Annotated in this window: 26 protein-coding genes; 14 read left to right on the top strand and 12 right to left on the bottom strand. The window is 69.4% G+C overall.

Translation table 11 applies throughout. The features are described 5' to 3' along the window. Window positions 1-18: 18 nt before the first annotated feature. The 4 genes from tgt (at window position 19) to secF (ending at window position 4,614) form a co-directional block, all read left to right on the top strand. The gene (gene tgt / locus ACAM26_RS00590; RefSeq protein ID WP_123139934.1) at window positions 19-1,122 is read left to right on the top strand and encodes a tRNA guanosine(34) transglycosylase Tgt; all 1,104 of its coding nucleotides are present in this window, start codon (window positions 19-21) and stop codon (window positions 1,120-1,122) included. 182 nt (window positions 1,123-1,304) lie between these two features. Beyond that, a complete protein-coding gene (gene yajC / locus ACAM26_RS00585) occupies window positions 1,305-1,637 on the top strand; it encodes a preprotein translocase subunit YajC (RefSeq protein ID WP_123139933.1) in 333 nt (110 codons plus the stop codon). 159 nt (window positions 1,638-1,796) lie between these two features. Next, window positions 1,797-3,653 carry a protein translocase subunit SecD gene (gene secD, locus ACAM26_RS00580; RefSeq protein ID WP_123139932.1) on the top strand — a complete coding sequence of 619 codons (1,857 nt, stop codon included), beginning with the start codon at window positions 1,797-1,799 and terminating at the stop codon, window positions 3,651-3,653. Window positions 3,654-3,663: 10 nt separating this feature from the next. Next, window positions 3,664-4,614, top strand: coding sequence for a protein translocase subunit SecF (gene secF / locus ACAM26_RS00575; protein ID WP_123139931.1), 951 nt, complete (start codon window positions 3,664-3,666; stop codon window positions 4,612-4,614). Between the two features lie 80 nt (window positions 4,615-4,694). On the opposite strand, the gene ACAM26_RS00570 is transcribed toward secF, so the two are convergent. Further along, window positions 4,695-5,822 (bottom strand): NAD(P)/FAD-dependent oxidoreductase, encoded by a 1,128-nt coding sequence (locus tag ACAM26_RS00570; protein WP_369612926.1) that lies wholly within the window; start codon window positions 5,820-5,822, stop codon window positions 4,695-4,697. Between the two features lie 53 nt (window positions 5,823-5,875). Continuing rightward, window positions 5,876-6,496, bottom strand: a complete 621-nt coding sequence (locus ACAM26_RS00565) for an arylesterase (RefSeq protein ID WP_123143249.1) — start codon at window positions 6,494-6,496, stop codon at window positions 5,876-5,878. Between ACAM26_RS00565 and ACAM26_RS00560 the strand changes: the two genes are divergently transcribed. After that, window positions 6,495-7,184, top strand: a complete 690-nt coding sequence (locus ACAM26_RS00560) for an ABC transporter ATP-binding protein (protein ID WP_123139928.1) — start codon at window positions 6,495-6,497, stop codon at window positions 7,182-7,184. The two genes, ACAM26_RS00565 and ACAM26_RS00560, sit on opposite strands and share 2 nt — an antisense overlap. After that, entirely contained in the window at window positions 7,181-9,670 is a 2,490-nt protein-coding gene (locus ACAM26_RS00555) for an ABC transporter permease (protein WP_369612925.1), read from the top strand. The genes ACAM26_RS00560 and ACAM26_RS00555 overlap by 4 nt, the downstream gene beginning before the upstream one ends. 34 nt (window positions 9,671-9,704) lie before the next feature. Here the strand turns inward: ACAM26_RS00555 and ACAM26_RS00550 are convergent, their stop codons facing one another. Continuing rightward, a complete protein-coding gene (locus ACAM26_RS00550; protein WP_005221303.1) occupies window positions 9,705-9,902 on the bottom strand; it encodes a hypothetical protein in 198 nt (65 codons plus the stop codon). Window positions 9,903-10,315: 413 nt separating this feature from the next. Here ACAM26_RS00550 and ACAM26_RS00545 point away from each other — a divergent pair, with 413 nt between their 5' ends. The 3 genes from ACAM26_RS00545 (at window position 10,316) to soxZ (ending at window position 12,829) form a co-directional block, all read left to right on the top strand. Next, a complete protein-coding gene (locus ACAM26_RS00545) occupies window positions 10,316-11,794 on the top strand; it encodes a M48 family metalloprotease (RefSeq protein ID WP_123139926.1) in 1,479 nt (492 codons plus the stop codon). Between the two features lie 197 nt (window positions 11,795-11,991). Then, window positions 11,992-12,465, top strand: coding sequence for a thiosulfate oxidation carrier protein SoxY (gene soxY / locus ACAM26_RS00540; RefSeq protein ID WP_369612924.1), 474 nt, complete (start codon window positions 11,992-11,994; stop codon window positions 12,463-12,465). A gap of 49 nt (window positions 12,466-12,514) precedes the next feature. Beyond that, entirely contained in the window at window positions 12,515-12,829 is a 315-nt protein-coding gene (gene soxZ, locus ACAM26_RS00535; RefSeq protein WP_123139924.1) for a thiosulfate oxidation carrier complex protein SoxZ, read from the top strand. A 40-nt stretch (window positions 12,830-12,869) separates the two neighbouring features. On the opposite strand, the gene ACAM26_RS00530 is transcribed toward soxZ, so the two are convergent. Continuing rightward, window positions 12,870-13,871 carry a lysophospholipid acyltransferase family protein gene (locus ACAM26_RS00530; protein ID WP_255419406.1) on the bottom strand — a complete coding sequence of 334 codons (1,002 nt, stop codon included), beginning with the start codon at window positions 13,869-13,871 and terminating at the stop codon, window positions 12,870-12,872. 116 nt (window positions 13,872-13,987) lie between these two features. Here ACAM26_RS00530 and ACAM26_RS00525 point away from each other — a divergent pair, with 116 nt between their 5' ends. After that, a complete protein-coding gene (locus ACAM26_RS00525; RefSeq protein ID WP_123139922.1) occupies window positions 13,988-14,419 on the top strand; it encodes a rhodanese-like domain-containing protein in 432 nt (143 codons plus the stop codon). Between the two features lie 15 nt (window positions 14,420-14,434). On the opposite strand, the gene hscB is transcribed toward ACAM26_RS00525, so the two are convergent. The 4 genes from hscB to ACAM26_RS00505 form a co-directional block, all read right to left on the bottom strand. Beyond that, window positions 14,435-14,992, bottom strand: a complete 558-nt coding sequence (gene hscB / locus ACAM26_RS00520) for a Fe-S protein assembly co-chaperone HscB (protein WP_223806177.1) — start codon at window positions 14,990-14,992, stop codon at window positions 14,435-14,437. Window positions 14,993-15,056: 64 nt separating this feature from the next. After that, window positions 15,057-15,539 carry a Fe-S cluster assembly transcriptional regulator IscR gene (gene iscR / locus ACAM26_RS00515; protein WP_123139921.1) on the bottom strand — a complete coding sequence of 161 codons (483 nt, stop codon included), beginning with the start codon at window positions 15,537-15,539 and terminating at the stop codon, window positions 15,057-15,059. Window positions 15,540-15,637: 98 nt separating this feature from the next. Then, the gene (gene cysE, locus ACAM26_RS00510) at window positions 15,638-16,447 is read right to left on the bottom strand and encodes a serine O-acetyltransferase (RefSeq protein ID WP_123139920.1); all 810 of its coding nucleotides are present in this window, start codon (window positions 16,445-16,447) and stop codon (window positions 15,638-15,640) included. Then, window positions 16,432-17,241, bottom strand: coding sequence for an RNA methyltransferase (locus ACAM26_RS00505; RefSeq protein ID WP_123139919.1), 810 nt, complete (start codon window positions 17,239-17,241; stop codon window positions 16,432-16,434). The genes cysE and ACAM26_RS00505 overlap by 16 nt, the downstream gene beginning before the upstream one ends. Before the next feature lie 78 nt (window positions 17,242-17,319). Between ACAM26_RS00505 and ACAM26_RS00500 the strand changes: the two genes are divergently transcribed. The 4 genes from ACAM26_RS00500 to ACAM26_RS00485 all read left to right on the top strand — a co-directional run bounded on the left by ACAM26_RS00500 (window position 17,320) and on the right by ACAM26_RS00485 (window position 21,399). Next, window positions 17,320-18,117, top strand: a complete 798-nt coding sequence (locus ACAM26_RS00500; protein WP_123139918.1) for an inositol monophosphatase family protein — start codon at window positions 17,320-17,322, stop codon at window positions 18,115-18,117. Window positions 18,118-18,315: 198 nt separating this feature from the next. Next, complete coding sequence (locus ACAM26_RS00495; protein ID WP_369612923.1) at window positions 18,316-20,049, top strand: 2-oxoacid:acceptor oxidoreductase family protein; 1,734 nt, start codon at window positions 18,316-18,318, stop codon at window positions 20,047-20,049. Further along, window positions 20,042-20,884, top strand: a complete 843-nt coding sequence (locus ACAM26_RS00490; protein WP_369612922.1) for a thiamine pyrophosphate-dependent enzyme — start codon at window positions 20,042-20,044, stop codon at window positions 20,882-20,884. Before ACAM26_RS00495 ends, ACAM26_RS00490 begins: the two co-directional genes overlap by 8 nt. 17 nt (window positions 20,885-20,901) lie before the next feature. Beyond that, a complete protein-coding gene (locus ACAM26_RS00485; RefSeq protein ID WP_369612921.1) occupies window positions 20,902-21,399 on the top strand; it encodes a rubrerythrin in 498 nt (165 codons plus the stop codon). Between the two features lie 3 nt (window positions 21,400-21,402). Here ACAM26_RS00485 and ACAM26_RS00480 read toward each other — a convergent pair whose 3' ends face one another. The 4 genes from ACAM26_RS00480 to ACAM26_RS00465 form a co-directional block, all read right to left on the bottom strand. After that, on the bottom strand, window positions 21,403-22,566 hold the full coding sequence (locus tag ACAM26_RS00480; RefSeq protein WP_123139914.1) for a DUF5610 domain-containing protein: 1,164 nt from the start codon (window positions 22,564-22,566) through the stop codon (window positions 21,403-21,405). A gap of 235 nt (window positions 22,567-22,801) precedes the next feature. Further along, on the bottom strand, window positions 22,802-24,427 hold the full coding sequence (locus ACAM26_RS00475) for a methyl-accepting chemotaxis protein (RefSeq protein ID WP_123142924.1): 1,626 nt from the start codon (window positions 24,425-24,427) through the stop codon (window positions 22,802-22,804). Between the two features lie 362 nt (window positions 24,428-24,789). Further along, a complete protein-coding gene (locus tag ACAM26_RS00470; RefSeq protein WP_369612920.1) occupies window positions 24,790-25,182 on the bottom strand; it encodes a superinfection immunity protein in 393 nt (130 codons plus the stop codon). Window positions 25,183-25,256: 74 nt separating this feature from the next. After that, window positions 25,257-26,189 carry an AraC family transcriptional regulator gene (locus ACAM26_RS00465; RefSeq protein ID WP_123142923.1) on the bottom strand — a complete coding sequence of 311 codons (933 nt, stop codon included), beginning with the start codon at window positions 26,187-26,189 and terminating at the stop codon, window positions 25,257-25,259. Window positions 26,190-26,271 lie beyond the last annotated feature (82 nt).

The raw sequence follows: 26,271 nt of genomic DNA, 5'->3' as shown, positions 1-26,271 counted from the left end.
AATCCCGAGGAGAACCTGATGGAATTCGAACTGCTCGCCCGCGACGGGCTGGCGCGGCGTGCCCGGCTGCACTTCCCCCGTGGCACGGTCGAGACCCCGGCGTTCATGCCGGTGGGCACCTATGGCACGGTCAAGGCGATGAGCCCGGAGGAGCTGCGCGAGCTCGGCGCCGAGATCGTGCTCGGCAACACCTTCCACCTGATGCTGCGCCCCGGCACCGAGGTGATCCGCCGTCATGGCGACCTGCACGACTTCATGCACTGGGAGCGACCCATCCTCACCGACTCGGGCGGCTTCCAGGTGTTCAGCCTCGGCGAGCTGCGCAAGATCACCGAGGAGGGGGTGCACTTCCGCTCCCCGGTCGATGGCAGTCGGGTGTTCATGAGCCCTGAGGTGTCGATGCAGGTGCAGCGCGAGCTCGGCTCGGATATCGTGATGATCTTCGACGAGTGCACCCCGTATCCGGCCGACGAGGCCCAGGCGCGCGCCTCGATGGAGCTGTCGCTGCGCTGGGCGGCGCGCTCGCGCGAGGCCCACGGCGACAATCCCGCGGCACTGTTCGGTATCGTCCAGGGCGGCATGCACGAGGGGCCGCGCGCCGACTCGCTCGAAGGCCTGATGCGCATCGGCTTCGACGGCTATGCCATCGGCGGACTGTCGGTCGGCGAGCCCGAGGCCGACCGGCTGCGGGTGCTCGACTTCCTCTCCGACAAGCTGCCGGTCGATCACCCGCGCTATCTGATGGGGGTCGGCACCCCGGAGGATATCGTCGCCGCGGTCTGTCGCGGGGTCGACATGTTCGACTGCGTGATGCCGACACGCAACGCGCGCAACGGCTATCTGTTCACCCGGCACGGCACCATCAAGATCCGCAATGCCGCGCACCGCACCGACGAGCGCCCGCTCGATCCCGAGTGCAGCTGCTACACCTGTCGCCACTACAGTCGCGCCTATCTCCACCATCTCGATCGCTGCAAGGAGATCCTCGGCTCGCGTCTGGCCACGATCCACAATCTGCACTACTACCAGGAGCTGATGGCCGGGCTGCGTGCGGCCATCGCCGCTGGACGGCTGGCCGAGTTCGTCGCCGAATTCAAGGCGCTGCGCGGCCTGGCGGATTGATGGCGTGCCGCGCCATCGTGCACACGCCTCGCCGGTGCGGTCGGTGGCGACGCTGTATCTTGGCCGGCGCTGTGCGATAATCGCGCGCTGGAATTCCCGCGATCGCGCGGTCCAGGCCGCGTCGGTGCGTTTCCACATCCACTGGATCGGGTGAGATCGATCCAAACGCCGAAGGAACCGATATGAGCTTCTTTATCTCCGACGCCTTCGCCCAGGGCGAAGCGGCCGCTGCTGGCGGCGACCCCTTCATGGCCCTGCTGCCTCTGGTGCTGTTCGCCGTCGTCTTCTACTTCCTGCTGATCCGTCCGCAGGCGAAGCGACAGAAGGAACACCGCAAGATGGTCGAGGCCCTGGCCAAGGGCGATGAGATCGTGACCCTCGGCGGCATCGCCGGGCGCATCGCCGATCTCGGCGAGAACTTCATCCTGATCGAGATCGCCGATGGCGTTCAGATCAAGGCGCGTCGCCAGGCCGTCGAGTCGGTGATGCCCAAGGGCACGCTGAAGGATCTCTAAGATCGTGCGGACGCCCGAGGCCGGTCGCGGCCTCGGGCGTCATCGTGTCCGACCCATCTCGCGGATCACACCCCCAGCCCTGGATCGGTGTCCGATCCGCGTCCCCGTTTTTCCGTTGCGCGCAGTGGCATCCCCAATGCCCTTGCACTTGGACATGCAATGAACCGATACCCCCTGTGGAAGAATCTACTGATCCTGGGCGTGGTCCTGCTCGGCCTGTTGTTGGCGATGCCGAACCTGTTCTCCCAGGACCCTTCGATCGAGATCACCGCCGCGCGCGGCGCCGAGGTGACCGAGACGAGCGTCGACGAGGTGCGCGCCGTGCTCGACAACGCCGGGGTGCCCTACAAGGACGTCGAGCTGAGCGAGGACGGTCGGCTGCTCGCGCGCTTCGCCCTCTCCGGTGAACAGCTGGCCGGTCAGGAGGCGATCGAGCGCACCCTCGCCGAGCAGTATCGCACCGCCTTGACCCTCTCGGCCGATCTGCCGGGGTGGATGCGCGCGCTCGGGCTCAACCCGATGTCGCTCGGACTCGACCTGCGTGGCGGTATCCATGTGGTCATCGACGTCGACATGGAGAGCGCGCTCGATCAGGCGCTCGAGCGCTATGTCGGCGATATCCGCGCCCAGTTGCGCGAGCACAAGGTGCGTTACCTGACCGTGCTGCGCGACGGTGGCGAGATCCTCGTCAAGTTCAAGGACGAGGAGGCGCGTGCCGCGGCCGACAAGCTGCTCGGGCGTGAATTCCGCGCCCTCGCGCTCTCCAGCGCCGAGCAGGGCGGCACCTATCTGATCCGTGCCGTGCTGCAGCCGGCCGAGCAGGAGCAGATCAAGGACTTCGCCCTCAAGCAGAACATCACCACCCTGCGCAACCGCGTCAACGCCCTCGGCGTGGCCGAGCCGAGCATCGCCCGTCAGGGCGAGCGGCGCATCGTCGTGCAGCTCCCCGGCGCCCAGGACCCGGGTCGGCTCAAGGAGATCCTCGGCGCCACCGCGACCCTCGAGTACCGTCTGGTCGACACCGAGCACAGCGTCGCCGATGCCGTCTCCGGGCGGGTGCCGGTGGGTAGCCGGCTCTATCGCGATCGCGACGGCGTGCCGATCCTGCTCAAGCGCCGGGTGATCGTCACCGGTGACCAGATCACCGACGCCTCTGCAGGCTTCGACGGTCAGAGCGGCTCCCCGGCGGTGTTCGTCAACCTCGACGGCCAGGGCGCGCGGCGGATGCGCGATGTGACCACCGAGAACGTCGGCAAGCCGATGGCGGTGGTGTTCATCGAGAACCGCACTACCACCGAGATGGTCGACGGCGAGCCGGTCAAGCGCACCCACAAGGTCGAGGAGGTGATCAGCGTCGCCACCATCCGCGAACCCTTCGGGCGCCGCTTCCAGACCACCGGGCTCGACAGCAGCGAGGAGGCGCACAACACCGCGCTGCTGCTGCGCTCGGGCGCGCTGGCCGCGCCGATCCAGATCGTCGAGGAGCGCACCATCGGTCCCAGCCTGGGTCAGGACAACATCGACCAGGGCTTCCGCTCGGTGATGATCGGTCTCGGCCTGGTGGCGCTGTTCATGGCGCTCTACTACCGGGTGTTCGGTCTGGTCGCCGACCTGGTGCTGGTGGTCAACCTGGTGATGATCGTGGCGGTGCTCTCGCTGCTGCAGGCGACCCTGACCCTGCCGGGCATCGCCGGCATCGTGCTCACCGTGGGCATGGCGGTCGATGCCAACGTGCTGATCTTCGAGCGTATCCGCGAGGAGATCCGCAACGGCAGCACGCCGCAGGCGAGCATCCGCGCCGGCTACGACAAGGCGCTCTCGACCATCGTCGATGCCAATGTCACCACCCTGATCGCCGCCGTGGTGCTGTTCAGCTTCGGTACCGGCCCGGTCAAGGGCTTCGCCGTGACCCTGTTCATCGGTATCGTCACCTCGATGTTCACGGCCATCCTCGGCTCGCGCGCCATGATCAACCTGATCTATGGCCGTCGTAACGTCAAGAAACTGGCCATCTGAGGAGATCGGCATGCGCAACAAGGCTATGGCCAAGACCCTGAACATCGACTTCATGGGCATGCGGCGTGCAGCCGCGATCGTCTCCGGCGCGGTGCTGGTGATCGCACTGCTGTCGATGCTGCTACGCGGCTTCGACTTCGGGCTGGACTTCACCGGCGGTACCGTGATCGAGGTCGGCTACGAGACCCCGACCGAACTCGCCGAAGTCACCGGGGCGCTCGAGGCCGGCGGTTTCGTCGGCGCCACGGTGCAGCACTTCGGCTCGCGTCAGGACGTGCTGATCCGGCTCGCGCCGGGGAGCGACGACGAGGGGACGAGCGCCCAACTCAGCGATCGCGTCTTCCAGGCGTTGAGTGCCGCCGCCGCAGGCGAGGTGGATCTGCGACGGGTGGAGTTCGTCGGACCCCAGGTCGGCGAGGAGCTGCGCGAGCAGGGTGGACTGGCGGTGCTGTTCTCGCTGATCGGCATCCTCATCTATGTCGCGCTGCGTTTCGAGTGGCGCTTCGCCGTCGGCTCGGTGGTGGCGCTGGTGCACGATGTGATCGTCGTGCTCGGCGTGTTCTCGCTGTTCCAGATCAGCTTCGACCTGACGGTGCTGGCGGCGGTGCTGGCGGTGATCGGCTACTCGCTCAACGACACCATCGTGGTCTTCGACCGGGTGCGCGAGAACTTCCGCAAGATGCGCAAGGGCACGGTGACCGAGATCATCAACGCCTCGATCGGTCAGACGCTCTCGCGCACCGTGGTCACCTCCTGCACCACGCTGCTGGTGCTGGTCGCGCTCTACATGCTCGGTGGCGAGGTGATCAGCGGCTTCTCGCTGGCGCTGATCATCGGCGTGGTGGTCGGTACCTACTCCTCGATCTATGTCGCCACCGCGGCGGTGGTGTGGATGGGGCTGAACAAGACCGACCTGCTGCCGCCCGAGAAGGAGGGCGCCGGGGCCGAGGTGCGGCCCTGAACGCGACGGGGCCGGCATGTGCCGGCCCCGTGTTCCTCAGCTGATCCCTTCCGGCGCCGTTCCCCCGGCGCCCGTCGCCCTCAACGGAAGCGGCGCAGATAGTTCCACTCGAAGAAGCGCTTGAGCCAGTGGAAGACCCGTAGGCTCGGCAGCACCAGGTTGAAGCGCTCGTTACGCGCCACCAGCATGCCGTCGCGATTGGCGTCGACGATGCAGAGCAGCTCGACGCGGAAGGTCTCGGTCGGTGTCTGACCGGCGAACTCGGCGAGCAGGTTGCGCGCCGCGGTGCGCGCCTGCAGGTCGGCCATGTGCGCCTGCTTGGGCATCCACTCAGGTCCCGGGAAGCTGCCCGAGTCGCCGGCGACATAGACCCGGTCGTAACCCGGCACGCGACAAGTGCGCTCGGCCTCGATCAGTCCGCCGGGCGAGCGCGGCAGCTCGGTGTTGTCGAACCAGGTGTTGCCGGTCATCCCCGGCATGAACAGGATCAGGTCGGCGGCGAAGTCGCCGCCCTCGGTGCTCACCCCGTGCTCGGAGAAGCCCTTGAGCTTGTGACCGAGATGGGTGCGGATGTCACGGCGGTGCATCTCCGCGAGCAGCCCCTCGACCGCCTTGGGACCGAGCCGGTTGCCGGGGCGCGGCGCCGGGGTGAAGAACACCAGCTCGAAGCGTTCGCGCCGGCCCTCCTGGCGCAGCTGGTTGTCGAGTCCGAAGAGGAATTCGAACATCGGCCCGCCGCGCATCGCGCTCGGCTCCTTGGGGTTGCCGGCGAAGCCCAGGGCGATGGTGCCGCCGTCCATGGCGCGGATGCGCTCGCGGATGCGCTCGGCCGCGGCGATGCCCTCGCAGGGCGTGATGGCGTGCTCGATGCCGGGCAGCTTCTTGAGGAAACGTCCGCCGCTGGCGATGATCAGCCCGTCGTTGTTGATCGGTGCCTGGGTGGTCTCCAGGGTGCGCCCGCAGTGGCTCAGGCCGGTGGCCTCGGCGGCGACGTGGCGCACCCGCATGCGTTGCAGGAAGCGGGTCAGGTCGATGCGCAGGTCTTCGCCCCGACGCAGCCCCGGCGGCACCCAGATCAGGCCGGGCAGATAGACGAACTCGGCCGCGGGGCTGACCAGGGTGATCTCGACATCGGGGTTCGACTTGCGCAACTGCTGGATGGCGGTCAGGGCGGCGAAGCCCGACCCGACGATGGTGACGCGATGCATGGCGCTCTCCTGGTCTTGAAAGAAGGGTGATGAATGGCGCTGGCCCTTCGGGATCAGTGTCGCGGCGGGACGAGCAGCGGGTGTAACGTCGGCCAGACGTTGTCGAGGATGCGCGCCTGGGCGGCGGCCGTGGGGTGCAGTCCGTCGGCCTGCATCAGCGCGCGATCCTCGGCGATGCCGCGCAGCATCTCCGCCACCAGCGGGACCGCGTGTGCGGCGGCGGCCTCGCGGAACACCGCTTGAAAGCGATCGGTGTAGACCGCACCGTAGTTCGGCGGCAGTCGCACACCGAGCAACAGTACGCGGCTGCCGCTCGCCTGCGTCTGGGTGATGAGCGCGTCGAGATTGGCGCGCAGTCGCTCCAGGCTCAACCCACGCAACCCGTCATTGGCGCCGAGCTCGATGATCACCACCGCCGGGCGGTGGCGTTCGAGCAGTGCCGGCAACCGCGTCAGGCCGCCCGCCGTCGTCTCCCCGGACACGCTCGCGTTGACCGTACGATAGGCCAGCGCCTCCTGCTCGAGACGTTGTTCGAGCAGTCGCACCCAGCTCCGCTCGCGGTCGATGCCATAACCGGCGCTCAGGCTGTCGCCGAGCACCAGCAGGGTCGGCGTGGCGGCCAGGGTGAGGGGGGCACACAGCGACAGAGCAGCAATCAGGAGTAGACGGATCATGTCAGTGCAACGGAGTCAGACCGTATCCAAGGCGGTGGGACTGGATAAACATGTTACCGGCCCCGCTGGTGGCTTGACCATCCTCGAGGGGCTGGAGCTTGAGGTCGGCGCCGGCGAGGCGCTGGCCATCCTCGGCGCCTCGGGGTCGGGCAAGTCGACCCTGCTCGGGCTGCTCGCCGGGCTCGACCGCGCCAGCAGCGGCGAGGTGTGGCTGTGCGGCGAGCCGCTCGGCGCGCTCGACGAGGACGGTCGCGCCGAGCTGCGCAGCGGCCGGGTCGGCTTCGTGTTCCAGAACTTCCAGCTGCTGCCGACGCTCACCGCGCGCGAGAACGTGCTGCTGCCGCTGGAGCTGACCGATACCCCGGATGCCGCCGCGCGCGCCGACGAGGCGTTGGCGCGGGTCGGGCTGGGCGCGCGCGCCGGTCACTATCCGCGCCAGCTCTCCGGCGGCGAGCAGCAGCGGGTGGCGATCGCCCGCGCCTATGCACCGCGCCCGGCGGTGCTGTTCGCCGACGAGCCGACCGGCAATCTCGACCAGGCCACCGGCGAGCAGATCATCGAGCTGCTGTTCGAGCTGCGCGCCGAGGCCGGTGCCGCGCTGGTGCTGGTCACCCACGATCCGGGGCTGGCCGCACGCTGCGATCGCCGCCTGGCGATGCGCGAGGGCCGCCTGGAGGCCCTGGCATGAAGGCCTGGCGGATCGGACTGCGGCTGTTGCGCCAGGACTGGCGCAGCGGCGAACTCTACCTGCTCACCGCCGCGCTGGTGCTGACGGTGGCGGCGGTGACCGCCGTCGGCTTCTTCGCCAGTCGCATCGAGGCGGGCATGGCGCGTCAGGGCGGCGAGCTGTTGGCCGCCGATCTGGTACTCGAGGGCAGTGATGCGCCACCCGCGGCCTGGCGCGATCGCGCCGAGTCGCAGGGATTGGTCAGTGCCGCGACCGTCGAGTTCCGCTCGGTGGTGCTGGGGTCCGACGGGCCGCAGCTGGTGCAGGCCAAGGCGGTCGAGCCGGGTTATCCGCTGCGCGGCCAGTTGCGGGTGCGCGCCGATTTCGCCGCCGCCGAGCAGCCGCGCGAGCAGGGACCGCCGGCCGGCGAGCTGTGGGTCGAGTCGCGCCTGCTGCGCCTGCTCGAGCTGCAGGTCGGCGACCCTCTCACGCTCGGCGAGACGGACCTGCGCATCGGCGCCATCCTCGCCTATGAGCCGGATGCCGGCGGTCGGCTGTTCAATCTCGCCCCGCGGGTGCTGCTCAACGCCGCCGACCTGCCCGCCACCGGGCTGCTCGGCCCGGCCAGTCGCGCCACCCATCGGCTGTTGCTCGCCGGCCCCGAGGACGCGGTCGCCGACTATGCCGCCTGGGCCGGATCGCGGGCCGAGACCGCGGGGTTCGAGCTGCTCACCGCGAGCGCGGCGCGACCCGAGTTCGCCAATGCCGTCGAGCGTGCCTCGCGCTTTCTCCACCTCGCCAGCCTCAGCACCCTGCTGGTGGCCGGGGCGGCGATCGCCCTGGCCAGTCACCGGTTGGTCGGACGCCAGATCGATGCGGTGGCGGTGATGCGCTGTCTCGGCGCCCGCCGACACCTGCTGATGCGGGTATTCGTGTTGCGGTTGGTGATGTTCGGGCTGGCCGCGAGTCTGCTCGGCACCGCACTCGGCTGGATCGCCCAGGCCGGGCTGCTGGCGGTGTTCAGCGACTGGTTCGGCACCGCGCTGCCGGCCGCCTCCTGGTCGCCGCTGCTGGTGGGCCTGGGCACCGGGCTGGTGACCCTGCTCGGCTTCGCGCTGCCGCCGCTGCTGCAGCTCGCCCAGGTCTCGCCGCTGCGCGCGCTGCGCCGCGATCTCGGCGCGCCGCGCGGCTCGGTGGCGCTGGCCGTGGTGCTGGCGGCGCTGGCGCTCTCGGCCCTGGTGTTGTGGCAGGCCGGCGAGTTCGCGCTCGCCTGGAAGTTGCTCGCCGGGCTGGCCGCGGCGCTCGCCTGTCTGGTGGTCGCGGTGCTCGCGCTGGTGCGGCTGGCGGCGCTGCTCGCCGGGCGCAGCCGCGGGCTGTGGCGGCTCGGGCTGGCGGCGCTGACCCGCCGTCCCGGCGGCGCGGTGCTGCAGATCACCGGGTTCGGGGTCGGCATCCTCGCGCTGCTGCTGCTCGCGGTGGTGCGGGTCGATCTGTTGCAGGGCTGGCGCGAGAGTCTGCCGCCGGGGGCGCCGAACCAGTTCGCGATCAACATCCAGCCGCAGCAGGTCGAGCCGATGCGGGCGTTGCTCGCCGCGCAGGGCATCGAGGACGTCGCCTTCGACCCGATGATCCGGGGCCGGCTGGTGCGGATCAACGATCGCGCGGTGGCGCCCTCGGACTATGCCGATCCGCGCGCCGAGCGGCTCGCCACGCGCGAGTTCAACCTCAGCTACGGTACCCGGCTGGGCGCGGACAATCGTATCGTCGCCGGTGCCTGGTGGCAGGATGCCGCTGCGCCGCCGCAGTTCTCGGTCGAGCGCGATCTGGCCGAGACCCTGGGCATTTCGCTCGGCGACGAGATCGCCTTCATGGTCGCGGGGCGCGAGGTCGCGGCCCCGGTGACCAGCCTGCGCGAGGTGCAGTGGGACAGCTTCAACGTCAACTTCTTCGTCATCGCCTCGCCGGCGTTGCTCGGTGACGAGCCGGCAAGCCATATCACCAGCTTCCATGTCCCGGCGAGCGACGAGTCGCTGCTCGTCGAGCTGGTGCGCCGCTTCCCCAACCTCACCCTGCTCGATGTCGACGCGCTGCTCCAGCAGGTGCGTCAGGTGGTCGATCGCGGGGTGCTGGCGGTGGAGTACGTGTTCCTCTTCACCCTCGCCGCGGGGCTGCTGGTGATGTATGCGGGGATCCAGGCGAGCCTGGAGGACCGTCGTGTCGAGCACGCCATCCTGCGCACCCTCGGGGTGGGACGGGCGCGGCTGCTCGGTGCGCTGGCGGTGGAGTTCGTCGTCGCCGGTCTGCTCGCCGGTCTGCTCGCCTCGGTGTTCGCCGAGGGCATCGGCTGGCTGCTCGCCGAGCAGCTCTTCGGCATCGCGTTCGTCTTCAACCCCTGGTTGTGGACGGTCGGGGTGCTGGGTTCGGGGCTGCTGATCGGCGTGGCCGGGGTGGTGGCGACCTATCCGCTGCTGGTGCGCCCGCCACTGCACACCCTGCGTCATCACTGAGAGGTCCGGGGCGCGCTGGCGCCCCGGACCGGGGTCACTCCCTGACCCAGTTGGCGAAGTTCTCGGCGTTCTTCTCCTCGCCGTCGTCGTAGCCCGCGGCATAGGCCTCGGTCAGGCGCTGTTCCTCGCGCTTGGGGTTCTGCAGGAAGCCGCACTGCCAGCCCTGGATGTATTCGTCATCGACGCCGAGCTGTTCCATCTTGGTGACCGCGTCGTAGTAGAACTGATTCATGTCCGAGTCTCTCCGCGCTAGTTCGTGATGGCGCCCGGCCGGGACGCTCGCCCGGCCGGGTCTCGATGCCGGCCGCCGGTGTCGTCCGCGCGGCCTCGTCCTCTCCATAGAGACGTTGATCCCCGTCGCTGCGGGGCTTGCGGGGCGGGTGGGCAGCGGTTGGCGCCGCGTCCTCACCCGTCACCACCCCGGCCAGCGGCTGGCGCGCATGGTATACGCAGCGTTGGCGCGCGGTGGGTGGTTAAGAATACAGCGGTTTTCTAATAGTTGACAACGCAGTTGGGTTTGTCGGGGCAATGAGGATTCTCAATCGTCGCCGGGCGTCGACATGACGCGCGATGTCGGCGAGGATGGGGCGGAAACCTCGCCGTCTCCTTCTGATCTGATTCGTCGGTTATGTGATGAAGCGATCCATGTGTCGACTGCCACGCCTCCGCCGCCTGCTCGCCTCGGCGCTGCTCCCGGCCCTGCTCGGTGCCGGAGCGGTGCAGGCCCAGCACTTCGAGTTGCCCGATCTCTCGAGTTCGGCCGATGCGGTGATGACCCAGGGCGCGGAGACCCGTCTCGGCAAGGCCTTCATGCAGCACGTGCGCGAGCGTCTGGCGGTGCTCGACGATCCGTTGCTGGCGAGCTATATCGAGTCGCTCGGACGCTCGCTGGTGCTCGCCGACCCGGATGCCGAGGGGCGGCGTTTCACCTTCTTTCTGATCGACGAACCGGTGGTCAACGCCTTCGCCGGTCCGGGCGGTTATATCGGTGTCTATGCCGGACTGGTGCTCGCCGCCCAGACCGAGAGCGAGCTGGCGGCGGTGATCGCCCACGAGATCGCGCACGTCACCCAGCGCCACCTGATGCGCGGGGTCGAGGACCAGAGCCGGCTCAGCGTCCCGGCGACGGCGCTGCTGGTGGCCGCGGCCATCCTCGGCGCCCAGGTCTCGAGCGATGCCGGGATGGCGGCGATCGTCGGTATCCAGGCCGCGGCGATCCAGCACCAGATCAACTTCACCCGCGAGAACGAGAAGGAGGCCGATCGCATCGGTATCTCCACCCTGGTGCGCGCCGGGCACGATCCCTACGCCATGGCCGGATTCTTCGAGCGGCTCTCGCGCGCCGGGCAGATCCACGACAGCGCCGCCCCCGAGTTCCTCCGCACCCACCCGGTGACCAGCAATCGTATCGCCGAGGCGCTGCAGCGCGCCGAGCGCTTCGGCGCCCGCCAGCGTCCCGATAGTCTGCGTTTCCATCTCACCCGCGCGCGGTTGCGCGAGCGCGCCTATGACCGCGCCGAGCAGGCGGTGGCGCACTTCGGCGCGACCTTGCGCGAGGGGCGCTACCGCAACGCGCTGGCCGAGCGTTACGGCTATGCGTTGGCGCTGTTGCGCGCGCGTGATTACGGCGGCGCCGAGCGTGAACTCGCCCGGCTGCTCGCGGCCCAGCCCAGCCAACCCGAGTTCGTGGTGCTCGAGGCCGAGCTGGCGCAGCGGCGCGGGCGTTCGGACGAGGCGCTGAGCATACTCACCCAGTCGCTGGCGCTCTCGCCGAACGACTGGGTGCTCGGCACCGTGCGGGCACGACTGCTGCTCGAGCAGGGCCGCGCGCGCCAGGCGCTCGACGCGCTCGAGGACCTGGCGCGGCTGCGTCCCGACGACGTCATGCTCTACGACCTGCTCGAACAGGCGGCGCTCAAGTCCGGCAACCGTGCCGCGACCCATCGCTATCGGGCCGAGCGGCTCTATCTGCTCGGCGACCTGGAGCCGGCGATCCGCCAGCTTGAGATCGCCCTGCGGCAACGCGATATCCCTTATCACGACGCCGCCCAGATCCAGGCGCGGCTCGATGCGTTGCGCGAGGAGGAGCGCGACCGGCGCGAGCGCGACGACCCGCTGGGCTGAGCGTCGCGCCTGCTCCTCACGATATCCGCTGTCCCGCGACCCGCTCGCTCGAGGCGCCGGGATGGCGACGCACGACAACAACAACGCCCGATGGACTCGGGCACCCAGGTTCCGCGCGCCGCTGTCGTGAACACCGGCAGCGGTCCTCCTCCAGCGGATCCGCAGACCATCCACCCATGCTCGACAGGAGAGAGTTGATGATCGATGCAAAACGCAGAATCCTGCTCAAGGGCTCGCTGAGTGCAGGCTCGATCGGGATCGCGGTGAGTGCCGGGTTGCTGTCGCCCCGGCTGGTGCTCGCCGACTGGAACGAGGTGGCCTTCAAGGCCAGGGAGATGCCCGAGGCGCTCGCGGCGCTGGTCGGCAGCGAGAGCGCCGAGCGCGACGAGCGCATCCGCATCAAAGCCCCGGACATCGCCGAGAACGGTGCCGTGGTGCCGGTGACGGTCGAGGCCGATATCGAGGGTGTCACCTCGATCGCGATCTTCGCCGAGAAGAATCAGACCCCGTTGATCGCCTCTTTCGAGCTCGCACCCAACGCCATGCCCTTCGTCTCCACCCGGATCAAGATGGCCGAGACCGCCGATGTCACCGCCGTGGTCAAGGTCGGCGATCAGGTCTTCAAGAACAGCAAGAGCGTGAAGGTGACCATCGGTGGTTGCGGCGGGTGACAGGACGCCATCGCAGCGAGCTCAACGGATAACCTGAGGTAGAGAGCCAATGTCTGATATCAAGATCCGCGCCAAGACCAAGAACGACGTGACCACGGTCAAGTGTCTGATGAGTCACCCGATGGAGACTGGGCTGCGCAAGGACAGCAAGACCGGCGAGCCGATCCCGGCGCACTTCATCCAGGAGGTGGTGTGCAAGGCCAAGGGGGAGGTGGTGATGACCGCCTCGTGGAGCGGCGGGGTGTCGAAGAACCCCTATCTGTCGTTCAAGTTTGCCGGGGGCGCCGAGGGCGATCCGATCGAGATCACCTGGACCGACAACCAGGGGCAGACGCAGAGCGCCTCGACCACCATCTCGTCCTGATCTCGCGCGGCCGGCGGTCTGCCGCCGGCCGCGCCTCCGCTCAGCTCGGTGGCGCGTCCTCGGCGAGCGCCGCGTGCCGCTCGCGCAGCCGCGCCACCTGCTCCAGCGCCTCGGCGTCGGAGAGCCCGCCACTGTAGATCTTCGGCCAGCCCTCGGGGCGACGTCTGAGCCGCTTGTAGGGCCAGATGTACTGGTTCGGGCAGGTGCGCACACACTGCTCGATGCCCTGGTTGAGGGCGCGCGCGGCGACCTCGTCGTCGGCGCTGTCGATGCCCTCGGGGGCGCGGATGCAGTGGATGCGGAAGCCGCTCTGGTCGTCGAGCCGTTCGGCGAACATGAAGATCACCGGCGCCCCGGTGCGCCGCGCCAGGCGGTTGACCAGCAGCATGGTGAAGGCGGGGATGCCGAACAGCGGCGCGAACACCGCCCCCTTGTCGGCCTTGGGCTCCTGATCGGGCAGGACGCCGACATAGTCGCCGCGCTCGAGCGCCTGCACCAGTACGCGGATGCCCTTGCCGGTGATCGGTGCCAGGGTCGCGCCGCTGCGCCCGCGGGCGCGCCGGATCAGGTCGTCGAGATACTTCTGCGGCTTGTAGAAGATCGCCGTCGGTCCCTGCTCGGCGAGATAGAGTCCGGCCAGCTCCCAGGCGCCGATGTGCGGCGAGAGCACGATCAGCCCCTTGCCGTCGCGCCGCTCGAGCAGCTCCGCCCCGCGCACCTCACGGACCAGCGAGAGGGTCTGCTCGACGGGGCGCAGCCACAGATGGGCGATCTCGCAATAGGTCTTGGCGACCTCGCGCAGGGTGTCGTCGCGCAGTGCGAGCAGTTGCTCGCGGTCGCGCTCGGGGAAGTTGAGCGCGAGGTTGATCAGGGCGTTGCGGCGCTGACGGTTGGGCCAGCGCGCAACCAGCCAGCCGAGGCCGTTGCCGAGACGGTGGGCGAAGGCCAGCGGCAGACGTGCCATCAGTCGCATCAGCGCCCGTGCCAGCGCGTCCTTGATGCGTACGTCCAGCGGGGGTCGTGGATCTCGATGTGTCGCCAATACTGTCTCCCGATGCTTGCGCTGGGCGGTGATGCCCGAGGGCGCTAGGATAGCCGGACGCGCCTCGGCGCGCGGCACAATAACAAGAGCGATCCCACCACCAACGAGGAATCCCCATGCACGACGCTGCTCCGCAGAGTCTGACGCCGCAGCAGGCGCAGGCGATGCTCGACTCCCACCCCCAGGCGATCCTGGTCGATATCCGCTCGTCGATGGAGTATCTGTTCGTCGGTCACCCCAAGGGCGCGGTGCACGTACCCTGGATCGACGAGCCGGACTGGACCGTCAACCCGGACTTCGAGACCGAGATCCGCAAGCTCCTGCTCGGCGGCGCGAGCTGCGAGTCCGACACCGAGCAGTGCCCGCCGGTGATCCTCATCTGTCGCAGCGGCAAGCGCTCGCACGAGGCGGGCAAGGCGCTGCTCCAGGCCGGGCTCAAGCGTGTCTATCACGTCGGCGAGGGGTTCGAGGGCGAACTCGACGAGCACCATCACCGCAGCAGCCTCGGCGGCTGGCGCTTCCACGGTCTCCCCTGGGAGCAGTGCTGAGCCCGCGGGTCGGGCTCAGCCCCGGCGCTGGAGCGCGTCGCGGCGCTGCTCGGCGTCGCGCCGGCACAGCGCGATGAACTCGAGCTGGTGCACCAGGTCGTGCGCCAGTTCGAGATTGTCCGTCGAGGGATCCTCGAACAGGGTCCGCAGCTCCTTGGCCAGTACCGCGCTCTGCTCGGCCAGATCGGTGAGCACGCTGGAGACGGCGAGCGCGGTGCGGGTGCGGTTGCTCACCTCCTGGAGCTGCTCGCGCAGCTCGAGCTGCTCGACCAGCAGCCCGGCATTGCCCCGTCCGCGCCCCAGCTCACGCCCGTGCAGGCGCAGCAGATAGCGCGCGCGCGCCAGTGGGTCGAGCAGCGTGCGGTAGGCCTCGTCGAGTTGCGACGGCGAGGCGGCGGCGAGGGCGGTGTCGGCGCGGGCCTGGGCGCTCAGCGCACGATAGCGCTCCGCCAGGCGGTTGGTGTCGACCGTGAAGCTCGTCGGCAATCCGAAGAGCTCGAAGTGGTTCTTGGCTGCGTCCAACTCGGCGAAGACAGTTGGGTGGATCTCGGGCATCCCGCCGCCCGGGGTCATCCGCACGGCTCACCCAGATCCTAGGCCCTCGGAGCGCGTGCTGGCAAGGCGTTTGCGCGCCTGCTCAGGTGTTGGCGGCGACCCGCGAGACGTCGAGCTTGACGTCGACGGTGGCGCAGGAGGTCGGTGGGTGCGGCTGGGTGGCCTCGCGCTTGTCGACGAGCTGCTGCAGGGTGATGGCGTTGAGATAGTCGAAGATGTGGTCGCTGAGGTCGTTCCACAGGTCGTGGGTCAGGCAGGGACCATTGTTCTGACAGTTGTGGGCGCCGCCGCAGCGGGTGGTGTCGACGTTCTCGTCGACCGCGGCGATCACCTCGGCAACGCGGATCTCGGCGGCGGTACGGGCGAGGTTGTAGCCGCCGCCCGGGCCGCGCACGCTGGTCACCAGCGCACGCTTGCGCAGCTTGGCGAAGAGCTGTTCCAGGTAGGACAGCGAGATGCCCTGGCGCTGGGCGATGTCGGCCAACGCGATCGGTCCCCGGCCCTGGTGGATGGCCAGGTCGAGCATCGCGGTGACCGCGTAGCGGCCTTTGGTAGTCAGTCTCACGTTGCACCCAAGGGAAAATACAGCGAACAAGTGTAGGGTTATTCTACGTTACCCGACCGTTACGATCAATTAATCCGCACCACGCCAGGGCACTGCGCTCAGCGCTGGCGTGCATCCTCGGGTCGGCGCTGACCCGAGTCGGCGTCCGTCTCGCCGTCGGTGGCCGGGGGGATGCTCATCGCGTCGAGATCGCACTCGTGCTCGAAGCGGCGCATGATGCCGTGGCCCTCGAGTGCCTGCGACATCAACTCCATGCGACTGTCCATCTGGTGGATATGATCGAGCATGCGGTTGATGGCGTTGGCCACCGGGTCGGGGACATCGCGGGTGGCGCCATAGGCGTCGAAGCCGATGCGTCGGGCGGTGTCGGCGCGGCGCTTGCTCGCCGCATCACGCGCCGGCTCGATGACCCGGCCCGGCACCCCGACCGCGGTCGCTCCGGCCGGCACCGACTTCACCACCACGGCGTTGGAGCCGATGCGCGCGCCGTCGCCGATGTCGATCGGACCGAGCACCTTGGCCCCGGCACCGACCACCACGTCGCGTCCGAGGGTGGGATGACGTTTGCCCTTCTCCCAGGTGGTGCCACCGAGCGTCACCCCGTGATAGAGGGTGCAGTCGTCGCCGATCACCGCCGTCTCGCCGATCACCACGCCCATGCCGTGGTCGATGAAGAAGCGCCGGCCGATCACCGCGCCGGGGTGGATCTCGATCCCGGTGAACAACCGCGCGATGTTCGAGAGCAGGCGCGCGGCCCACTTGAACTCGCGCCGCCACAGACCGTGGGCGATGCGATGGACCACCACCGCGTGGATGCCGGGATAGGTGGTGAGCACCTCGAAGGTGGTACGCGCCGCCGGGTCGCGGTCGAAGACGCAGGCGATATCCTCTCTCAGTCGTCTGAACATGTGGTGTCCTTGGCGGTGGGGGCGGGTTCCGTTGGCGCCGGGTCGTCGCGCCCGGGGCGCTTGCGACCCTGGGCGGCGCTGAGGATGCCGCGCAGGATGTTGATCTCGGTGCGGTCGGGGCGGGCGCGGTTGAACAGCCGGCGCAGACGGATCTGCAGGGTGCGCGACTGCTCGATGTCGCCGAAGCCGACCGCGCGCATGGTGGCGGCGAGATGGCCGTGGAGGCCCTCGAGGTCGGCGGCGTCGGCCAGATCGGGGCGCTCGTCGACGTGCTCGCTGAGGCGGCCGACGAGGGCGTGGCGACGCAGTTCGTAGGCGAGCACCTGGACCGCGGCGGCGAGGTTGAGCGAGCTGAACTCGGGGTTGGTGGGGATGTGCACCAGATAGTGACAGCGCGACAGCTCGGCGTTGGTCAACCCCGAGCTCTCGCGCCCGAACAGCATCGCCACCTCGCCGTGGGCGGCCTCGGCGAGCAGTCGGCCGGCGGCCTCGGCGGGGTCGAGCACCGGCCATTCGATGCTGCGCAGCCGGGCGCTGGCGCCGATCACCAGACGACAGCCCTCGAGCGCGCTGTCGAGGTCGTCGTGGATGCCGGCGCGCTCGATCAGGTCATCGGCGCCGGCGGCGCGGGCCAGGGTCTCGGCGTCCGGGCGTTGACGCGGCGCGACCAGCTCCAGACGCGACAGGCCCATGGTCTTGAGCGCACGCGCCGCGGCGCCGATGTTGCCGGGGTGGCTGGTCTCGATCAGCACGGCGCGGATGCGCCCGAGGTTTTCTTCGCTGGTTTGGGTCATGGATGGGGCGTTCTCTCAAGACGCTGATAGGGTTCTCAATCTATGATACGCGGACCACATCCGTTATCTTTCATCCTTATGCATCCAAGCCTCAACATCGCCATCCGTGCCGCGCGCAGCGCCGGCAAGATCCTCCTGCGTTATCTCGATCACGTCGACCACATCAAGGCCGAGACCAAGGGACGCAACGATTTCGTCAGCGACGTCGATCGTCTCGCCGAGGCGACCATCATCAAGGAGCTGCAGGCACGCTTCCCGGGCCACGCGATCCTTGCCGAGGAGAGCGGTCTCCACGGCAAGGGCGACTATCAGTGGATCATCGATCCGCTCGACGGCACCACCAACTATCTCCACGGCTTTCCGCAGTTCTCGGTGTCGATCGCGCTCAAGCACAAGGGGCAGCTCGAGTGCGGCGTGGTCTACGATCCGCTGCGCGAGGAGATGTTCACCGCCGCGCGCGGCGAGGGCGCCCAGCTCAACGACCGCAAGATCCGGGTCGCCAAGCGCCCCTCGCTCAACGGTGCGCTGATCGGCACCGGCTTCCCGTTCCGTGACCAGCGCCATATCGACGCCTACATGGGCATGTTCAAGGCCATGACCCTGGCCACCGCCGGGCTGCGTCGTCCGGGCTCGGCGGCGCTCGATCTCGCCTATGTCGCCGCCGGACGCACCGACGGTTTCTGGGAGCTCGGCCTGTCCGAGTGGGACTGCGCTGCCGGCGCCCTGCTGGTGCAGGAGGCGGGCGGTACGGTCAGCGACCTCGGCGGTGGCAATCGCTTCCTCGAGACCGGCAATCTGGTCGCCGGCAACGTCAAGGTCCACAAGGCGATCCTCGAGACCGTCGCGCCCTTCCGCTCCGAGCAGCTCCAGGCCTGATCCCGGCCGGCCCGCACGGCGGGTCCGGTCGCCCTCCATCGAAACGCCCCTCGACTGTGCCAGATCAACCGGGACGCTCGGCGTCGCGGCTATGATCGGTGCACGGGGGTGTGTCGTGGTGTCCCCGAAACCGCTTCGCACCCCATCCCCGCGCCGCCGATCCGAGTGCGGCGCACCGGCCTGGGAGGAGTGCCCGCGATGCCGTGCGATCGCGACCCCGTCGCCCCCGAGGGCATGCTGGCGATCACCGGTGCAGGTGGTCACGGCGCCCTCACCACTGCCCAGATCCTGCTTGCCGCGCTCGGTCGCGCCGGTGTCCACGGGTTGCTGACGCGCGCCGCCGGTCCGCAGATCCGCGGCGGCGAGTCGGCCGCCACCCTCCGCTTCGCCTCGCGCCCGGTCGCCTGCATGGCCGATCGGCTCGACCTGTTGCTCGGGCTCGACTGGGCCAATGTCGAGCGCTTCGTCGACGAGCTGCCGGTCGACGCCGACACCCTCATCCTCCAGGACGTCGCCAGCGCGCCGCCGCCGCCCTGTCTGACCGGGTGCGGCGCACGGGTGCGGGCGCTGCCGCTCGCCGCGCGCGCCGCCGAGATCCCCGGGGGGCGCGCCAACATGGTCGCCCTGGGCGCGCTCGGCGGCTGGCTGGGGTTGTCTCATGCGGTGCTGAGCGCGGCCAGCGAACGGGTGCTGGCGAGCAAGGACGCCGCCACCCGTGCTGCGGCCATCGCCTGTCTGGAAGCGGGGCTGGGGCTGGTGGAGCAGGGTGGGTGTGCGCCCGTTGGCGGCGCTGCCGGGCTGTGGAACCTCAGCGGTAACGAGGCCGCCGGTCTCGGCGCGCTGCGCGCCGGGGTGCGCTTCGTCGCCGCCTACCCGATCACCCCGGCGACCGAGCTGCTCGAATGGCTGGCGCCGCGTCTGCCGCAGCGGGACGGTCAGCTGCTCCAGGCCGAGGACGAACTGGCGGCGGTGAACATGGTCATCGGCGCGTCCTTCGGCGGGGTGGCGGCGCTGACCGCCACCTCCGGCCCCGGACTGAGCCTGATGGTCGAGGGGCTGGGACTGGCGGTGGCCAGCGAGACCCCGCTGGTGGTGGTCGACGTGCAGCGCGGCGGTCCCTCGACCGGGATCCCCACCAAGACCGAGCAGTCCGATCTCGGTCTGGCGCTCTACGGGCTCCACGGCGATGCCCCGCACCTGGTGCTCGCGCCCCTCGGTATCGCCGATTGTTGCTTCACCCTGGAATGGGCGGTGGGGCTCGCCGAACACCTGCAGACGGTGGCCATCGTGCTCTCCGACCAGGCGCTCGGCCAGTCGCGCGCCATCGTCGATCCGCCGCCACGGGCCCCGCTGCTGCCGCCCCGACTGGTGCCCGACGGGCCCCTCGATGCGCCCTTCCAGCGCTATGCACCGAGCGTCGACGGACGCTCGCCGATGCCCGCACCCGGCCGGTCGGGCTGCCGCTATGTCGCCGAGGGACTGGAGCACGACGCCTCGGGGACGCCCTCGAGCCTGGCCGCCGATCATCGCCAGCAGCTCGACAAGCGCGCGCGCAAGCTCGACGGTCTCGATCCGGGGCCCGATTGGGCCGAGATCCGTGGTCGGGGTACGCGTTGTCTCGTCACCTGGGGCAGCAGCGCCGGGGCGGTGTTCGAGGCCGCCGCGCGGCTCACCGCAGCGGGGCATCCGACCCGGGTGATCGCGCTGCGGCTGATCGCCCCGCTGGCGCGCGCGGCGCTGCGCGAGGCGCTCGATGGCGCGGCGTGGATATGGGTGGTCGAACTCAATCAGGACGGCCAGCTGTTTGCCCATCTCCATGCCCAGCGGGTGCTGCCGCCACAGGCGCGCGCGCTGGCCCGGCCCGGCCCCCTGGCGTGGCGACCGGGCGAGATCGTCGCCGCGGTGCTGGATGCGGAGGAGACCGATGACTGAGTCGCAATCACCGACCACCTCGACCTTGCGTGCCCGTGACTACAAGTCCGGGGTGACACCGGTGTGGTGTCCGGGCTGCGGACATCACGGCGTGCTCGCGGCGCTGACCCGGGCGCTGGCCCATCTCGAGTTGCCGCGCGAGCGCCTGGCGCTGATCTCCGGCATCGGTTGCTCCTCGCGGCTGCCGGCCTATGTCGCCGCCTACGGCTTCCACGGCGTGCACGGTCGCGCCCTGGCGCTCGCCGGCGGTCTCAAGGCGGCGCGCCCCGAACTCACCGTGCTGGTGCTCGGGGGCGACGGCGACGGTTTCTCGATCGGCGGCAATCACTTCCTGCACGCCTGTCGGCGCAACCAGGACCTCACCTATGTGGTGATGGACAACGAGGTCTACGGCATGACCAAGGGACAGGCCTCGCCGACCACCGCGCCCGACTGGCAGCAGGCCAAGCTCACGCCGCACGGCACCGGGATGCCGCGCTTCCTGCCCACCGCGATCGCTCTGGCCGCCGGCGCCGGATTCATCGCCCGGGGCTTCTCCGGCGATCCCGCGGGCTTGAGCCGGTTGCTGGTCGAGGCGATCGAGTATCCCGGATTCGCCCTGGTGCACGTGCTCACCCCCTGTCCCACCTTCAGGCCCGAGCATCGCGACTGGAAGGGGCGGGTGCATGTCGATGACACGGGGCCGAGCATCGATCCGGTGGCGGCGGCGCGCCGGATCCAGGCCGATGACGGCAAGACCCTGGGACTGCTGTTTCGCCGCGCCCTCACGCCCTGGCGGGCCGAGCAGGCTCCCGCGTGCACGCTCGAAGAGATCGAGTCGGGGCTGCTGGCATGAGCGCGGGCCCGGGGTCGGTGGATTCTCTCGCGGCGCTGCTCGCCCACGCGCTCGAACTCGAACACGCCAGCCACGAGCGCTATACCGAACTCGCCGCCGGGATGGTGCTGCACCACAATGCGCCCGCGGCGGCTGCGTTCGATCGACTGGCCGGGCTCAGCGAGGCCACCGTGGCCCGGGTCGAGCACCGCGCGCGTGGGCTGTGTCTGCCGCGCATCGCGCCCTGGGACTTCGCCTGGTGTGGTGACGGTGCGCCGGCGCCCGATGTCGGCGGGGAGGGCGTCGACTATCTGATGAGCGTGGCCGAGGTGCTGGAGCTGGGCATGCGCGATGCCCGGTGTCGTCGTGACTTCTATGCCGGGTTGGTCGATCAGGCGGCGCCCGAGGTTCGCGAACTCGCCGTGTTACTGGCCGCCGCGAGCCGCGCTCAGTTCGAGCGGCTCGCGGCGTGGCGCGCGGCCTGTGCCTCGGGGGCGCGACTCGATGACTGGGATCCGCCCAACCTGCCCGAGTAGTCCTCAGTCATCGCTGTCGGTGCGCCGTGGCGCGAAGGCGTCGAGCAGTCGGCTCATGTGCGAGCGGAAGTCGTCCTGCTGCTGCTTCTCGGCGCTGACGAAGCGCTCATCCTGCTCGACCAGGCCCTGCATCAGCTCGGCACCGCTGGCGCGGGCGTCCTCGAGGAAGCCGAGCGCAGGCTGCGAGAAGCGCTCCTGCATCTGATCCATCAGCTGACCGATCCGACGACCGGGGCGCTCGCTCTGCGAGTCGTTGCCGAGTTGCTGGGTCTCCTGATAGCGCTGGGCCTGAGCGACCGAGTAGCTGGTACTCGAACTCATGTTCAGCTCCATGCGCGAGAGCTGCCCGGCGTCGAACGAGAGACTGCCGGCCTGGGAGAAGGCCGCCTGCACGTCGCCCTGGAAGAAGCTGTTGGCCAGCTCGCTGGTGTCCTGTACCAGGTTGCGGATGGCGTCGAGCTCTTCGGTGTCGAGATCACCCTTGACGCTGAAGCTGTAGTTGCTGGAGGCGCTGCGCGAGACGTCGAACTGCGCCACCTGATTGCCCTCGCTGTCGCGTGCGAGTGCTGCAGTGGCGCTGTAGTCGAGCTGCTGGCCGAAGTCGATACGCACGCTGTCGCCGTCGCGGGTGCGCACCTCGAGCGAGAAGGACTCGGCGTGCTGGAAGCGCTCGGCGACGCCGATGGCGGTAGTGGCGCTGCTCGCCGTGCTCTGGCCGCCGGGGGCCAGGCCGTCGAGCGCGGCGAAGGTCAGTTGCTCGGTCTCGTCGAGCTGTTCGGCGACCTTGCCCTGGAGCATGTCGAGGTTGGAGAGGATCTCGCGCGCCTCCTCGAAGCCCTTGCGTGCGCCCTCGACGGCCTGCTGATAGAGCTGTTCGACCTCGGCCTCGGAGCGGCCACGGGCGCGGGCGCTCTCCAGCCCGGTGGCCACCGCATCGGCGATGCGGTTGGCGACCTTCTCCGGGGTGAAGTTCTCGGCGTCGAGCTTGCGCACGGCATTGGCGTCCATGCCGGGGATGTGCGCGGCGAGTCGCTCGAGCACCTGCTGCTGTGGCGCCGCTGCGCTGCCGTCGCGGGTCGCTGTCGTCGGCGAGCCCGATGCGCCGGCACCCGAGCGCAGGGTCGTGAGCGATTGGAGCTGCGAGACGGATGAGTGGAGCGAGATCATCTCTGGGCCTCCGGGGCGAGTCTGTTCCGTCCCTGAGTAACGGCCGCGGCAAGAGGTTCTTGAATCTTAGCTATCAGCGATCAGCCTCCAGCTGCCTGTCATGGCTGCCAGCCTTCGGCGCTGGCAGCTGGTCGCTGGTGGCTGAACCACCAACGGCGAGTCTCCAGCTCTCGGCCTTAGTCATGGGCGCTAGCCTTCCCTGGCGGCTGGCGGCTGGCGGCTGGCGGCTGGCGGCTCAGATATGGAAACGCCCGAGCAGGGTCTGGAGTTCGAGGGCGAGCGCGGCCAGGGCCTCGCTGGCGTGGGCGATCTGGCCGGAGGTGGTGGCGGCGTGCGCGGTGCCGTCGTTGATGTTGGAGACGCTGCGGTTGACCTCCTCGGCGACCGCGGACTGCTCCTCGGCAGCGCTGGCGATCTGGGCATTCATGTCGGTGATGGTGCTGATCGACTGGGTGATGGTCTGGAAGGACTCGGCGGCGTGCGTGGTCTGGGCGACGCCTTCGCCGGCCTTGGCGCGACCGCGCTCCATCGCCTCGACCGCGCCGAGCGCGCCGCCCTGCAATCGTTCGATCATCTCCTGCACCTCGGTGGTCGAGGCCTGGGTGCGACTGGCAAGGTTGCGCACCTCGTCGGCGACCACCGCGAAGCCGCGCCCGTGCTCACCGGCGCGTGCCGCCTCGATCGCGGCGTTGAGTGCGAGCAGATTGGTCTGGTCGGCGATGGCGCGGATCACGTCGAGCACCTTGCCGATCTCCTCGCTGTCGGCGGCGAGGCGCGAGATCGCCTCGGCCGCGCTCTCGACCTCGAGGGCCAGCGCATCGATGGTGGTGTTGGCCTCGCCGACCACGGCGCTGCCGGCCTCGGCCTCGTTGTCGGTGTTCTGAGCCGCCTGCGCGGCCTCGGCGGCGTTGCGTGCGACCTCGGCCACGGTCGAGGCCATCTCGTGCATCGCGGTGGCGACCTGCTCGACCTCGCGCTGTTGCTGGGCGACGTGTTCGCGGCTCTCGGTGCTGGTCCCGGAGAGCTGCTCGGCGGCGGCCGAGAGTTGGCTGGCGGCGCCGGCGACCTGGCTGACCAGCGTGTGAATGCGCGCGATGAAGGCATTGAAGGCGTGCGAGAGATCGGCGATCTCGTCGTTGCCGTGGACCTCGAGACGCTGGGTCAGGTCGCCCTCGCCCTCGGCGATGTCACGCAGTCGCGCGGTGGTGGCGCGCACCGGTCGGACCACCAGGCGGGTGAGCAGCACGCCGAGCAGGGCCGCGAGCACCAGTGCGACGCTGGCCGCGCCCAGCATGCTCCAGCGTGCCAGCTGGCTGGTCTCTGCGGAGATGGCGATGCTCTCCTGCTGCTGGGCCTGGAGCGATTCCTCGAGCACCCCGAACAGATGGCGCAGGGTCTGCAGGTAGGCGAGGGTCTCGTTGCGATAGATGCGCAGCGCCTGATCGTGATCGCCGCGCTGTAGTGCGCTGTTGATCCGCTTGGCCGACTCGTGGACGGCGCGATGCGGGACCGCGATGGTGTCGAAGGCGGCGCGGAACGCTTCGGGGTAGCGCGCATAGCCCGGGTCGTTGCGCAGGCTGTCGTACCACTTGCCGAAGTCACACCGGTGCGGGTCGAGTTCGCCGGTGAAGGGTTGGTCGAGCAGCAGACTGAGCCCGAGATCGTTGACCCAGGCCAGGTGGTCGATCTCCTTGACCAGCTGGAAGTTGGATTGCTCGAAGCTCTTGATCAGCGCCTGCTGGACCTTGTCGGTGCGTTGCAGTCCACTCCAGCCGATCAGCGCGATCAGCAGCATGAAGACGAGTATGACGGTGAGGGCCAGGCCGATCTTGCGGCCGAGGCTGAGATGGATGCGGGACATGTTGGCTCGGTTGTTCTTGACTGTGCGTGTGGACCGGGGCGGTCCTGGTCGTTGTCTTGCCGAGCGGCGATGCGGCGGGGTCGGACGTGATGAGTGCGGGCGCCCGGATGGGCGGGCCACGTCAAGACCGGGCGTGATCCGTGCGCTCGGGCGATTGGATCCTCGGGCGAGCGATCCCTGCTTCGCGAACTCCTTCAGACCATGCGCCCGGGGCGATTGTCACGCGATTGTAACCTGATCGTCACCGGGTGTCCGGGGTTCAGGTCACGGAAACCCGGTGACTTTTGTACGCCGGGTGTCCGTGTTGCCGGCGAAGGTCGAGGCGGCCGTGGGGCGGTTCGGGCCGCGCGCCGACGGGCCGATCAGGCCTGGGGTTCGGCGCCGCCCTGCGGGGTGGGTTCGCCGTCGCCGAGCAGTGCCCAGAACAGCACCGCGACCCAGCCGACGAGGGTCCAGCCGAAGAGCACATTGATGAGGGTGATGCGCAGACGTCTGGTCAGTCCGCGGTCATGGGCGATCAGCCCGGGCAGCACATAGAGGGTGAGGAAGACCGCGGAGAGGAAGAGACCGCTGACGTCGATCGGGTAGAGCGCGTTGATCCCGACCAGCACGACCAGCCAGCCGAGCAGCAGCGCGGTGACGCTGAGACGCAGCCCGAGCGCCTGGGCGAGCCGCATCGGTGCGGACGAGGCGATGCGGTCGATGGTGTCGCGCCAGTCGGTGCGGGTCTCCTGGGTGGGGTGTTCCTGGGCCATGCTCGATGTCTCCAAAGTGCGAGAAGGGGGCAGCATAGTCCAGAACCCGGGCGAGTCGGAAGCGAGCCGGCGGGTCAGCCGGGCAGGGGCGGGGCGGCGTGCGCTCGGTAGCGGCTGGGGGCGACCCCATAGCGCGCCTGGAAGCGGCGCGAGAAGTGGCTCGGGCTCTGGAAGCCGACCTCGTAGGCGACGCGGGTGACGGCCATCCCTTGGTCGAGCAGCTCGGCGGCACGGCGCAGCCGACGCTCGAGCAGATAGGCGTTGGGGGTGCAGCCGAGCAGGGCGGCGAAGCGGGCATAGAATCGGGTGCGCGACATGCAGCTCAGTCGGCACAGCCGCTCGATGTCGAGCGGCTGGGCGAGATGACGCTCGATATGGTCGAGCACCGCGCTGAAGGGGTCGTGATCGGGCTCGGCGGCGGCGCAGGCGAGCAGGAACTCGCGCCCCTGCTGGCGCAACAGCCGGCCCAACAGCTCGTCGACGCCGTGATCGAGTACCAGGTCGTTGTCGGCGTCGGCCTGGAGAAAGCTCCCGGCGATGCGTTCGAGCAGGCGCTGGGTGGCCTCCGAGTGATGGCCGTGCCAGCTGTGCCGAGACACCGTCTGCCAGCTCCCGCGCCCGCGCGGCAGCGGCGCGTGGCGATCGAGCCGGTCGCACAGTCGGCGCAGTCGCTCGCGCTCGACGGCGATGGTCAGGCAGCGCGTCGGTCGTTGCAGCGTCGCCTCGGGGAAGTCGATCAGCACCTGCTCGCCGGGGGCGAGCACATAGGACTGGTGCGGCAGGAAGTCGTGCGCCGGGTGCGGGCCGTGCATCCGCTTGCGGCCCTGGGTCATCGCGCAGTAGAGCAGCTCCTCGGCGCGCAGCGGCACGTCGCGGGCCGGGGCGAAGGTGTCGTAGATCGACAGCTCGGCCGCGTGACGCGCGAACAGCGTGCGGTTCTCGATCAGGTCCACCGGCGGTTGCGATGGCAAGGCGGTGTTCAACGACATCGGTACGCTTGGCGACATGCTGTTCCCTCCGTGGTCCCCGGGCCTGGACTGTCAGGCCAGTCTTGGGGACTGCGGGGCAAGTATTCGATGGTCATGCCCC

The organism is Marichromatium sp. PS1 (assembly GCF_041155115.1).
GTDB lineage: Bacteria > Pseudomonadota > Gammaproteobacteria > Chromatiales > Chromatiaceae > Marichromatium > Marichromatium gracile.
This window is presented reverse-complemented; position numbering and strand designations above follow the sequence as displayed.